Here is a 12,797-nt window from a genome sequence, read left to right on the forward strand (position 1 = left end):
TAAAGTTAAGAACCGCAAAACTGTTGGTTTGTATAACTTAATCTCAACTCATAAAAAAAGCTTCTTTCAATACCTGAAAGAAGCTTTTTTAATAAAACTATATGCTGAAATTACTTGAGCACTACCAAACTAACACCATCGCCGCCCCGCTCAACATGTTCATCGCTGATACTGGCTACTTCGCGTTGCGAGCGCAGGTAATCCCGAATGGTTTGCTTTAAAATACCGTTACCACGACCATGAATTATTTTTATTTCCGGTATCCCCAACATCACAGCATCATCCAGGTAACTCATTACACGGGTTAAAGCATCTTCGGCCCGTTCGCCGCGTACATCTAAATTGGTACTAAAATCCGACATCCGCTGGGTAAGGTCCAAACCGCGGGCATAACCAGAAGTAACGGCTTCTTTTTCTTTTTTGGCTTTTTTAACCGAACCCTCTACCCTTTCCAGGTTAGCTATTTTTACGATTGATTTTAAATCTCCGAAAAGAACCTCGGCCGTATTTCCTTTAACCGCTACAATTTCGCCTACAGATTCCTGACCGATTAAACCAACTCTATCACCAGGTTGCAGAGCTTTGCTGCCAATGCCTGTCCGTAATACAGCCCTTTGTTCCAGCTTTAACTCCTTCTCTACAAATTGCTCTAAATCCTGACGGGCTTGCTTGGTAGTTTCTTTCTCGGCATTGGCATCCCTTATTTGCTTTATAGTGGCCTCTATCTGCTTGTTAGTATCCTTTAGTAAAACCTTTGCTTTCAGCTTAGCTTCCCGTAGAATGTCATCTTTATTCTCTTCAATGTGTTTCTTTAACTCGGTATATTCTTTGGCCGAAGCCCGTAACTTGCGTTCCTGGGTTTCTAATTCCAGGTTTCTTTTTTCGAAAATATTCTTCTCGTTTTCCAGTTCTTCCAGCAAGCGATCGTACTTAATTTTGTCTTTACCTACCAACTTACTGGCTTTATGCACAATCTCTTTAGGTAATCCAATTTTACGGGCAATTTCAATTGCGAAAGAAGAACCTGGTTTGCCAATATCTAATTGGTAAAGCGGTTGTAACTCTTTCGGGTCGTAACGCATCGCCCCGTTCACAATGCCGGGAGTACGCTCCGCAAAGTTTTTTAAGTTCGTATAGTGGGTAGTTATAACGCCGTAAGCCTGGTTTTCATTTAATTTTTCTAACACCGCTTCGGCAATGGCGCCACCTAGTTGCGGTTCGGTTCCGGTACCAAATTCATCAATTAAGACCAAACTTTTTTTATCGGCAAACAACACGAACTGCTTCATGTTTTGCAGGTGCGAGCTGTAGGTACTTAAATCATTTTCAATGGATTGTTCGTCGCCAATATCGATGAACAAGTTCTCGAAAATTCCTGCTTCCGAACCTTCTGCTGCCGGAATCAGAAGACCGCATTGCACCATATACTGCAGCGTACCAACAGTTTTAAGAGCCACCGATTTTCCACCGGCATTAGGACCCGAAATAACCAAAATACGCTTTTCTCTGTCTAAATTAATAGTGAGCGGTACAATAGTGCGCTGCTGGGCTTGTAAGGTTAAATACAACAACGGATGCCGCGCTTCTTTAAAAGCCACGCGGGGTTGTTTATGCAATACAGGTAAAGTAGATTCGGTACGATTAGCAAAAATAGCCTTAGCCCGGATAAAATCCATTAAACCTAAATACTGGTAGGCTTTGCGCAAATCTGGTATAAAGCCTCGTAAAAGAGTAGTTAATTCAGTTAAAATCCGGATTAATTCCCGATTATAAGCATTCTCTAATTCCTTAATGTCATTGTTTAATCCAAACACCACATCTGGCTCAATATAAACGGTTTGACCGGTTGTTGACTCATCGTGAATCAAGCCTTTTATCTTACGTTTAAATTCGGCTACTACCGGTATAACTATGCGGCCACTCCGGATAGTCGGTTCGGCATCGCCGGGAGTCCAGCCTTCGTTTTTGGCGTGGCGCAAAATGCTTTGAATTTGCTTCCGCAATATGCCTTGTTGCTGGATTAACTCCCCTTTTAAACGACCAAGGGCCGGTGAAGCCGAATCTTTAACCGCACCATTATCATCTACTACTTTATCCAGGTTAATCGTTAACTTTTTATCAATTTCAATGTTTGCGCCTAAACTTTTTAAATACGGATACAAACCATCTTCTGACTCGTAAAAGAAGCCTAAAGCCTGGCGAATAGTCCGGAGTGACATTTTAATCTGAAAGAAAGAAGCAACATCCAGAAAACTGCCTTCGATAGCGGCCCGGTTTAATGCTTCCGTAACATCAAAATAATATTGCGTCGGGAAGTCGGCATCGGCGGCTAATAGACTTTTAAATTCATGAGTTTGCTCCAGGAGCTTATGGATAAGATCGTGCCGGGTTAAGAATTGCATCCGGGCCACAAACTGCCGACCTAAAGCGCTTAAACAGGCTTCGGCCAGAATTTCCCGGATTTGGGTAAAACCTATTTTTTGCTCAAAATTCTGAGGATAAATCAAAGCTTATATAATTATGTTTTGTAACCTTATGTAACGTTTATAGGCAGGTATTATGTTCCGGATTTATTTGGTTTTCGCTATAAATTCAACCATTTTCCGGTAACCTGATTTATTGCATTAAAATTTCTGTTTTATATTTCATTAATTTACAAAGCTATGATTTTTGATCATTTAAATAATGCCTCCCGCTACAATGCCCTGCACCCTGATTTTGCTGTAGCTTTTCAGTTTCTTCAGCAACAGGATATGATGTTGTTACCTACCGGCAAGCACGAGCTGCGGGGCGACGAAGTATTTGCTATTGTGTCAGATGACTATGGTTTTGGCGGGCGCGAGCAAGCTCGTCTGGAATCGCACCGAAAGTACATTGATATACAAGTTGTATTAGGAGGTACCGATTGGATGGGCTGGCAGGATATTGCCGCTTGCCAAAACATAACCGAACCGTATACTACTGAGCGGGAGGTTATATTTTATGGCGATCAGCCGAAGATATGGCTGGAAGTACCGGAGCAGCATTTTGTAATTTTTTACCCCGAAGACACGCACGCTCCATTAGCTACCGCCGAAAAAGTAAGAAAAATAGTTTTTAAGATAGCGTTAAAGTAAAAAATAGAAGGATCAAGAGAGTAGATACCAGACTCCTTTGTTTGTTATAAGCTTTATTTCTGCTTAGTACGGTAAATATACTTCCGCCATAAGGCTGGAATTTTATCCTTTTACTTAAGATATAAGCCATTTCTATTTTAAAGGCTTAGGCAGCCGCAAATGATTAAATAAACATTGCCAAAATGAATCTAAGGTGTACCTAAAGTTTTACAATAGGATTAAAAATTAATCTTATTTCAATTGCTGGCAAGTCGAAGGCTATTTTTGAAAAATTAAACCTTTAAATTAGCTGATTATTAATGCCCTATTACCTGTACCTGTTTTACAATTAAAATACGTTATTAAAGACAATTTCATAGAAACTTAGCATGCCTAAAATTCTGATTATAGATGACGAACGCAGCATTCGTAGTACCCTTAAAGAAATTCTGGAGTACGAAAGTTACACCGTTGACGAAGCCGCAGACGGTGAAGTAGGGTTAGATCAACTGGGCAAAAACAAATACGATGTAGTACTTTGCGACATAAAAATGCCCAAAATGGATGGGCTGGAAGTACTGCAACGTGCCCGGGAGGTTGCGCCGGATGTGCCTTTTATTATGATTTCGGCCCACGGCACCATTGATACAGCGGTAGATGCTACTAAAAAAGGAGCCTATGATTTTCTGCAGAAACCACCGGATTTAAACCGGCTACTGGTAACTGTACGCAACGCTTTGGATAAAGCAAACCTGGTTACCGAAACCAAAGTTTTAAAGAAAAAAATTTCTAAAAACTTTGAGATGGTTGGCAACTCTCCGGCTTTGGAAAAAGTGCGCCGCGCCATTGATAAAGTAGCCCAAACCGATGCCCGGGTGCTCATTACTGGTCCTAATGGGGCAGGTAAAGAAATGGTTGCCCGCCAATTGCACGAAAAAAGTAACCGCTCTAGCGGGCCCATGATAGAAGTAAACTGCGCCGCCATACCCAGCGAGCTAATCGAAAGTGAATTGTTTGGCCACGAGAAAGGCTCATTTACTTCGGCGGTTAAACAACGGATTGGTAAGTTTGAGCAAGCCAATGGCGGCACTCTTTTCCTCGACGAAATTGGCGATATGAGTTTATCTGCTCAGGCCAAAGTATTGCGGGCACTGCAGGAAAACAAAATTACCCGGGTAGGCGGCGAAAAAGAAATTTCGGTGGATGTGCGGGTAGTAGCAGCTACGAACAAAGACCTTTTAAAGGAAATTGAAGAACGAAATTTCCGCGAAGACCTTTACCATCGGTTAGGCGTTATTCTTATTCACGTTCCTCCTCTAAATGAACGCCGCGAAGACATTCCGGATTTAATACAGAAGTTTCTGGCCGACATAGCCCGCGATTATGGTTCAAAACCTAAACGTATTTCCCCTGCCGCTCTTGCCTTTCTGCAGCAACTAGATTGGCGCGGAAATATCCGGGAATTACGCAACGTGGTGGAACGCTTGGTAATTATGAGCGACGACGAAATTTCGGAAGAAGATGCCCGCTCGTTCGCCCGACCAGCAGTTTCTTAGTTGCTGATTGATCATTACTTATTATTAGGTTTAGAAAAAAGTAAATTTTCCATCATAATTGTCCTTCAGGAGAAATCTATTTTACCAGCCAGTTAAGAATTTTCCTCTTGAAGGACTTTTCTTTTTATAACTTATCAGGAAGTCTTAAATTAAACAAACCTTAACTCACCATTAAATTACAACCCCGAATATCTGAATTATCGAATCGACCCAGTACTTCAAAAGAGCCATCCGGATATAGCTTACCTAAGTCCTTGGTTTCGATAAAAGCACAGGAATCTACGTTGGCTAAGTCGATAATGTTGATTCCCCCGGTTTGTAAAGTTGGATTCCGGTCTAAAGGATCATTTGGATCGCGCAGTACAATTTGCATGGTTGGCGGACATTGAAACACTCCCTGCCCTTTGGAATAAGCCTGCGACAACAACTCGGTCATGCCGTATTCTGAGTGAATGGAATTTAGCCCGTAAGCTTGCTGCAACAATGCGTGCAATTCACTTCTAATCATTTCCCGGCGGCGGCCTTTCATTCCGCCGGTTTCCATTAAAATAACATCTTGAAACAAACTGGTTTGATTATTCTCTTGAACAAAATCAGCCAGGTCGAGGAGAGCGTAAGTTACGCCAAACAAAATTACTTTTTTGCCACTCTGTTTTGCTTGCCGAAGCGACTTTAACAAAGCATTTTGGTCGTGCAGAAAAAAACCGGGTTCTGTTTGACCAGATTTTTGCATAAAATAATCGACCATTGCAACCAAAGACGAATTTCCTTGCTCTATATAAGAGGGTAATAAAGCTAAAAATACGTAATCGGTAAGTTTACCGTATTGGCTCTCGAACAGTAATTTAGTGTTATCTAGGTAAAAAGCTAAATTTAACAGTAAATGTCGGCTCCGTTCGGCCTGCGTTGTACCGCTGCTGAGGAAAATAGTTTCGGGTTTGAAAGTATCCGTTTGTACCGTTTGCGTTTTAAAAAACTCAATCGGCAGAAAAGGAATTTGGGTTAGTGATTTTACCGATTCAGGTTTAATTTTTAATCCGGTAACATAAGCTTGGTAAACCGCATTATGGCGTACCTGATACTGAAATAAAGCGAATGCCCGTTCTTCAAAATCTGTTTTGCGGGTAGGGATTTGAGAATGAAGCTGATACTTAAAATTTTGTTTAAAATCCATTCAGGGGCTATAAAACAATTACCTATTCCAATCGTTAAAATCTTAGTAAATTTAGTTGGGTTTCTGCATTAATAAACCATACAATTAATTAAGTACCAGAAAAGTCTTTCTTAACTAAAATATAATATAGTTTAAACTTATAACTTACAACGTAAATCGTACTTCTTAAATAGAATGAAAAACACTTTATCTATTTTTTCTCTACTGCTTCTGCTTACCGGCGCGTTATGGTCTTGCCATACTCCACCTAAATTTCCGATTGAACCCAATATTAGTTTTAAGAAAGTAGTACCGTATCATTTCACGGAAAATGGTCAACCTAAAGATTCGATAGTAGTTATTATACGGTTCGAAGACGGAGATGGGGATTTAGGTCTTACGGATGCAGATAATCAACCGCCCTTTAATCCAACCGGGCCATTGGTTCCGAATGGACCGGTTGTACCGCAGGGAGAGTTTTTTTATAACTACTTCATCAAAATGTTTGTCAAACGAAATGGCCAGTTTGAAGAATTTCAGTTTCCGAGTGCGGGTGGTTTAAATGGGCGTTTTTTCCCCTTGGCGCCGGATGGCCGTACGGGTCCTTTGGAAGGTGATTTAAATTATGGCATTGTAATTCGGCCCGGTCGGAATTTTGTACCAGGTGACATAGTTAAGTTTGAAGTGTATATTGTAGATAAACAACTGCATTTAAGTAATAAAATCACCACCGACGAAGTAGCCCTTTTTCAATAATTTACTTTTTTGTTATACTGAAATATAAAATGCCACTCTGCTAAAGGGTGGCATTTTTGTTTAATCACATATTATAAAATTAAGTTTTTTTACCACTTTAGCCTGCTACAGAATAACTGGCTTACCTTCTAAAAACACCTTACATCCCAAAAAAGTAAATTATATTTGTCGCCTCGCCGAACTGCCCGACCTTAACCCCGTACAGTGTATCCGGTAATAAAATAGAACTACTCGCATTATATGATTGAAGCCGTTAAATTCTGGAACGAACCAAACAACAAATCACACTGGGACCCTATTTTGGATCCTGAATGGCGCATTTACGCAGAAATGGTAAAAATGGCTGCGGAAGCAGTTAAAGCCGAAAACCCGGGCATTTTACGCGTATTAGGGGGGATTTCTCCCATTGACCCTTTTTTTATTCAAAGATTAACGAATTACGGTGCCCTCGAAAATCTGGATGCCGTAGCTGTACACGGTTTTCCACTCGACTGGAACCTTTGGCAGATTCACGAATGGCCCGCCAAAATTGCCGAAATTGAAGCTGTTACTCCTTTGCCCGTTTGGGTTACCGAAGTAGGTATTTCGAGTTTTGGAGCAGAAGAAGTACAGGAGTTTGGACTTCAGCGGACGGCTGAATTATTAATGGGGCGCGTAGCGCGTGCGCATTGGTACAGCTTATACGATTTACCACGAACCTGGGAAGCCACCACCCGTCACCGTGAAGCCGAAGGTTCGTCCTATTACCGTCATTTTCACATGGGCCTTTTACGCGAAGATGGATCGCCGAAGCTCTCCTTAAAACATTTCTCGGATTATACTCCCGAATTTGGTATTTGTCAATGGTTTCATTTTGAAGATCCCCGATTAGATGATGCTATTAACTGGCTGCGTAAGTTAGGCGTAAAACGTTTACGGACGGGGTTAAGCTGGGCCGACTGGTTACGCCCTAACGCGGAAGTTTGGTTTGACCATGTAATGAAAAAACTGGAAGAGTTTGATTTAACGGTTACCTTTTGCTTTACTCCCGAATCTAAAGGAATTCAGCCGCACCATACCAGTCCGCCTCAAAACATAGAAGAGTTTGCCGATTTCTGCGTTACCATGATGCGCCGTTACGCTTAGAATTTACTTTTTACTTTTTAAGCAAACGGTTATAAATTCCTACGGTAAGTTAATTTAAATGAGTCAGAAAGTTCAGGAAGCAACCCCCGATTTGTGGATGTATCACATGAAACGGGGAAACTTTGACGAAGCCTGGAAAAAAAGTGATCAAGATTTGAAATCCCGCGCGGGGCAGCCTTGTTGGCATTGGCCCCGGCACTTTCAATATATCTGGGATGGTACCCCTCTTGCGGGCAAGCGCGTATTGGTGCGATGCTACCATGGCTTAGGGGATACTATTCAGTTTATCCGGTACATGCCACTAGTAAAAGAAATAGCTAAGGAGGTGATCGTTTGGGCGCAAGCACCCTTAATTCCGCTTTTGAAAACCGTAACCGGCATTGATCAACTGCTACCGTTACACGATGGTACTCCCGAAGCCGACTACGATGTAGATGTGGAAATTATGGAATTACCCCATATCTTCCGTACAACCCTAGCCACAATTCCTTCCCGAATACCTTACTTGCACACGGAGCCGCTACCTCTACCATCAGAAAACGGATTACCCAAAGTTGGTCTTGTTTGGAAAGCAGGCGATTGGGACGAACGCCGGTCATTACCATTTTCTTTTCTAAAACCTTTAGCCGGGTTAAAAAATATTCAGTTTTATATTCTTCAGGCCGATGCTCCCGCTAATGGTTGGGATGGAACCTTAGGCGTGTACCTCGGCAATTTTAGTTTAGAGGATTATGCGCGGGTTATCCGGGGTTTAGATCTTGTAATAACCGTTGATTCTATGCCGGCGCATTTAGCAGGAACCTTAGGAGTCCCCGTATGGACCTTACTGCACGCTGAAGCCGACTGGCGATGGATGGAAAACCGGGAAGATAGTCCCTGGTATCCAACGATGCAATTATTCCGGCAAACACAACCGGGAGATTGTGCAGGAGTTATACAAAGGATAAAAGAGGAGCTAAGAAAATTTAGTAAGTGATGTCCATATAATACTCCCTATAAAATCTTATACTATTAAAATGAGGCGAAGGCGGGGAAGTTTCTTCCGTTCATACACCGAAGACGCAGGATAAACCTTTATCACAAAAGTTTCGGGAACTGGTAAAGTTAGATTTTAATAAAATAAAAAGCGGAGGATTTTACCCTCCGCTTTTTATGCTTTTAGCTCACTGTAGCGTTTTCGCATTTCGGCGAATTTTCCTTGGTGGTAGGCTAACCCGTGGTAAACCGCCGCTGCTAAACGGGCCCAACTGTAGTAAAGCTGTGGTTTTTGAATCTGACGGGCAATTTTAAATACCCGATTACTCCAAGCCGAAATGTAAAAGCGCATCCGGTAGATAAACTTCCGGTGCCGGGAAGGCGAAGTAGCATCGGGCGCTACCCGCTTACGCGGCCGCACACCTCGCTTATTCCAGGTGAGCCGGTAAGCTAACCCTTCGCGGCGCTGGCGGAAACCGGCCGCTTGCGTTTGTTGCACAAAAGCAGCATCTACGGATTTTAAATCTAATCGCCCCTCCTCAATAGCATTTTCCATTAAATTCTGCACCAACGGAGATCGTACCACTACTACGTTCGTTCCTTTCCCATCCGAAGAATAAGGTTCTACCCAAGCATCGCCAAAGGCTACATCGGCCGTTTCAGCTACTACATCGTCGCAATAGTTACAAGCCGAGTTCATATAAAAGCCTGCTCCCCAATCGCCGTCAGCTAAATGCCACCAATCGCGGTTAACTACTTGCCCATCGCGTAAAGTAAGGCGGGCATTGTACCAATTGGCCGGCCGGTTTGGGTCTTTATGGCGATATTCTACTTTTTCTATTTGGTTAGCGGGCACCTGCATTTGCCAGGCAAAACTTTCCACAAAACGGGCGCTCTTCATGTGGCCGCAAAACAACCCAAGCGTAAACCGGATACGTTCCCGGAAAATAGGATCTTCGCGGCGCAAAAGTTGCACGGCTTTAATAAAACATGGAATACCTACCACCGCGTAATGACCAGGGACTTCGCGAATGGTTTTTAATATTTCAGATAACTCAATGGGGTAATACCTTGATTTAGCGCCCGCGCGTACTTCAGCTTCGGTGCGGGCAATGCGGTATTTAAAATAACGTCCATCAGCTTGCGGGTCTTCAGTGGCTATTACGTGGGCTACTCCGTCAATTAATCCTTTTCGCATTAATTCGGTGGCTACCCAGGTTACCATACCACCCGAACTACCCTGTAATCGAAAATCTTCTTCCCCAACGTGGCCCACGTAAGCAGATTGAAACCGACCAATTGCCCCATCTTGCTGGGAAGCAGTTGGGTAAAGGTTATTGGCCAGATAATCTTCGTTACGCGCTCCCGGCGAGAACGGACAAGTCTGGGTAAAACTTAAAGAAGATTGATTAAACCAGGCCGGAGAGCCTTTTGGTTTTAATTGGCCGTAATCATCAAAACTCATTTGTGCATCGGGCTTATTTGCTTGAGCTACACAGCTTCCGCAACCAATACACAAACCAGAGCGCACAATATCTTTCGGGCTTAGCAGCTTACTCATGCAAATTGTAATTGTTTTGTTCCCAAAGCACTATCAAGGTACGCGTTGGAAGTTTGACGAAGTTGATTAATTTTTTGTAGAATTTCCGGGTTTAAAGGTTCACTTAATCGTGCCTCATACACCTGGGCGGGTGTTCCTTCCGGAATCAAATGATGTTCGCCCCCAATTTTAGCCATTAAGCCTTGTAATTTATACCGCCGGTAAGGAGTAGTTTCGCAAACAAAAGGTTTGGCATTGCGCAAGGCAAAAACACAACCGTGAAAAAAGTTAGTAACTACCGCTTCCGCCTGCGCCATAAAGTTGGCAAAATCGTGCGGATCGGCGGTGAGCCATTGTTCATCGGCCCAGTCATTCCGGTACCCAATACTTATGAGCGGCAACCCTTTTTTATTTGCGTAATGGCGAATTTCACTGGCAAACGATTCCGTAAAATTATGACCGTAAACGGCGATATAAGGTTTCTGCAAGTGGTTTAAAGGCCGGGCATCCGGGTGAACCGGAAATTGCAGACAAGGATCTAAAACCATTTCAGGCTCAAAGCCAAGTGCATTTTTAATAATGGCTTGTGAGTTGGCATCGCGCACAGATATATTATTAAAATTGCGCAGTTTTTCAGCCCAGGCTGGTTCCATTCCCCAGGTAGCATCGTAATTGCCAAAACTAGCCGCGTAAGAAACTAATCGTTTTGCCTTTAGGCCATCGCCGTAAAACAATGAACAACCGCCAAACCATGGATGCGATAAATTCCATACTTCGTCGCTCCCCACTACTACTACATCGTAGTTTTCCATGTGATCCGGGTTTTCTAAGTCAAATCTTTTAGAAAGCGGCAGCGAATCAAAAATGCGAAAGAATTTAAGAATTTTCTCGCGGTAAAGCGGGTAATCAGATTTTGGCACCGAAGTAGGCAAAACCGGTTGAAAAGCACATGTCCACTCCAGCAAATTTACCCGGTGTGAATCATGATCTAAAATAACAACATTGTGGCCAAGTGCCTGTATACCCTCTGCTAAACAACGCGCCTGCCAATAACTACCGTAATTAATACAGCGATGAAAGGTTAAAACTCCAACTTTTAAAACAGATGTATTTGTAGTATTCTCCAAGGTATCTATAAAAATATGTTTTTTTTAGCGCTCTGTTGAACGAGGCAAAATAGGTTGCTTAAACCAGGAATAGCAATTTTAAATTACGCACAAAGTAGGAACTTGCCAACGTTCTTACTGCGGTTTAGGTTATCTTAAATTAACCAAAATTTTTTAGAAGAATAATCCGAAGCGTCAAGATTTATCAGGTATTTTATTCTAACTTATTCATTTTTAAAGCATAATACATCTTATTTTTATCAGCAAGAAAGAGAAATTTTGTTGATTCGTTTATAAATTCTTTATTCCTGAATTCCTCTACTTTAAAGCAATTGTAGTAAACGGTTGACAGGCTTGTTCCGTTAAAGGCAAGGTTTCCTGCTCTACTCTGTCTGGGTAAGTTAGGGTAAATTTAGAAATTACTTTTTAGTAAAAACCAGGCTATCCAAGACCTAAAACAAATTTAATGATTACACTTCTTCTAATCCGGCATGCCACCACCGATGCTGTAGGAAAACATCTTTCGGGCCGGGCACCGGGAGTACTATTAAATAAAGAAGGCCAAAACCAGGCGCAAAATTTAGCGCAACGGCTTTCTGGTTTGCCCATCAAGGCTATTTACAGCAGTCCGCTGGAACGAGCCTTTCAAACGGCCGAACCATTAGCTCAATTATTTCAGCTTACCACCCAGATTAATGAGGACTTTATCGAGCTAAATTTTGGCGATTGGACGAATGCTGCCTTTACCGATCTTCAAAACGATGTGCATTTTAAACGGTTTAATTCTTTTCGGAGCGTTACGCGAATTCCCGGCGGCGAGTTAATGTTGGAAGCCCAAATCCGCATGGTAAATGGACTTCAGAAATTATGTTCGCAACATCCAAACCACACAGTAGCCGTAGTAAGCCACTCCGATTTAATTAAAGCTACAATTGCGTATTATGCCGGCATTCCCCTTGACTTGTTTCAACGGCTTGAAATTAGCCCGGCTTCGGTGAGTGTTATTCAGATTTTTGAAGAAACCGCCCGAATTTTATTAGTAAATAGCACCAGCGAAATTCCAACTTAAAAAGTAAAGCCGAATAAAACTTTAAGCAGCAATAATTTTTTGCTAAAACCTAGTGGCAATCACTATAACTAGTTTACTTTTTTAAAGCTTTTCCTGAATGGTTATTGTTACGATTGCTGATTGTCGAACTTTAACCCGGAAAGCAACACCACGATGCGATTACCGTACAACCCCCGAATAACTGGTTTGGCATTGGCGGGTTCCGTACTTAATATAGTAACGCCCGGGGTACGAGCCAGTAAATCGGTGAGGTTGTAATTACTAGTAACGGCTTAAACTATCTATCGTTAATGGACTGATCAGCAATGCAGTTTGTTTAACGGGTTTTTCTTTGTAGGCAGTAATAGTTACTTCTGTTAAGGATTGGGTCCGAATATTATCGGTAGTTTGGCCATGAGCCGGTAGAACAACGAAAAAAGTAA

The 12,797-nt window shown here is 42.3% G+C and carries 11 protein-coding genes; 6 read left to right on the top strand and 5 right to left on the bottom strand.

The window, feature by feature from the left end:
* Positions 1-110: 110 nt before the first annotated feature.
* Positions 111-2,507 (bottom strand): endonuclease MutS2, encoded by a 2,397-nt coding sequence (locus HUW48_RS14645; RefSeq protein ID WP_182411657.1) that lies wholly within the window; start codon positions 2,505-2,507, stop codon positions 111-113.
* 156 nt (positions 2,508-2,663) lie between these two features.
* On the opposite strand from HUW48_RS14645, the gene HUW48_RS14650 reads away from it, so the two are divergent.
* Positions 2,664-3,116, top strand: coding sequence for a YhcH/YjgK/YiaL family protein (locus HUW48_RS14650; RefSeq protein WP_182411658.1), 453 nt, complete (start codon positions 2,664-2,666; stop codon positions 3,114-3,116).
* Positions 3,117-3,484: 368 nt separating this feature from the next.
* Positions 3,485-4,651: a sigma-54-dependent transcriptional regulator gene (locus HUW48_RS14655; protein ID WP_182411659.1), complete on the top strand. Its 1,167-nt coding sequence runs from the start codon at positions 3,485-3,487 to the stop codon at positions 4,649-4,651.
* 160 nt (positions 4,652-4,811) lie between these two features.
* Here the strand turns inward: HUW48_RS14655 and HUW48_RS14660 are convergent, their stop codons facing one another.
* Positions 4,812-5,825: an acyl transferase gene (locus HUW48_RS14660; protein WP_182411660.1), complete on the bottom strand. Its 1,014-nt coding sequence runs from the start codon at positions 5,823-5,825 to the stop codon at positions 4,812-4,814.
* Positions 5,826-5,999: 174 nt separating this feature from the next.
* On the opposite strand from HUW48_RS14660, the gene HUW48_RS14665 reads away from it, so the two are divergent.
* From HUW48_RS14665 to HUW48_RS14675, 3 genes are all read left to right on the top strand, one after another.
* The gene (locus HUW48_RS14665) at positions 6,000-6,560 is read left to right on the top strand and encodes a hypothetical protein (protein WP_182411661.1); all 561 of its coding nucleotides are present in this window, start codon (positions 6,000-6,002) and stop codon (positions 6,558-6,560) included.
* Positions 6,561-6,800: 240 nt separating this feature from the next.
* Positions 6,801-7,685, top strand: a complete 885-nt coding sequence (locus HUW48_RS14670) for a glycoside hydrolase 5 family protein (RefSeq protein ID WP_182411662.1) — start codon at positions 6,801-6,803, stop codon at positions 7,683-7,685.
* 58 nt (positions 7,686-7,743) lie between these two features.
* Positions 7,744-8,661, top strand: coding sequence for a glycosyltransferase family 9 protein (locus HUW48_RS14675; protein WP_182411663.1), 918 nt, complete (start codon positions 7,744-7,746; stop codon positions 8,659-8,661).
* 174 nt (positions 8,662-8,835) lie between these two features.
* Here the strand turns inward: HUW48_RS14675 and HUW48_RS14680 are convergent, their stop codons facing one another.
* On the bottom strand, positions 8,836-10,221 hold the full coding sequence (locus HUW48_RS14680; protein WP_182411664.1) for a Coenzyme F420 hydrogenase/dehydrogenase, beta subunit C-terminal domain: 1,386 nt from the start codon (positions 10,219-10,221) through the stop codon (positions 8,836-8,838).
* A complete protein-coding gene (locus HUW48_RS14685; RefSeq protein ID WP_182411665.1) occupies positions 10,218-11,327 on the bottom strand; it encodes a polysaccharide pyruvyl transferase family protein in 1,110 nt (369 codons plus the stop codon). Before HUW48_RS14685 ends, HUW48_RS14680 begins: the two co-directional genes overlap by 4 nt.
* A gap of 445 nt (positions 11,328-11,772) precedes the next feature.
* Here HUW48_RS14685 and HUW48_RS14690 point away from each other — a divergent pair, with 445 nt between their 5' ends.
* Positions 11,773-12,375 carry a histidine phosphatase family protein gene (locus HUW48_RS14690; protein WP_182411666.1) on the top strand — a complete coding sequence of 201 codons (603 nt, stop codon included), beginning with the start codon at positions 11,773-11,775 and terminating at the stop codon, positions 12,373-12,375.
* 107 nt (positions 12,376-12,482) lie between these two features.
* On the opposite strand, the gene HUW48_RS27620 is transcribed toward HUW48_RS14690, so the two are convergent.
* Positions 12,483-12,614, bottom strand: a complete 132-nt coding sequence (locus HUW48_RS27620; protein WP_182416388.1) for a hypothetical protein — start codon at positions 12,612-12,614, stop codon at positions 12,483-12,485.
* Positions 12,615-12,797: the final 183 nt, after the last annotated feature.

The organism is Adhaeribacter radiodurans (genome assembly GCF_014075995.1).
In the GTDB taxonomy this organism is placed as follows: domain Bacteria; phylum Bacteroidota; class Bacteroidia; order Cytophagales; family Hymenobacteraceae; genus Adhaeribacter; species Adhaeribacter radiodurans.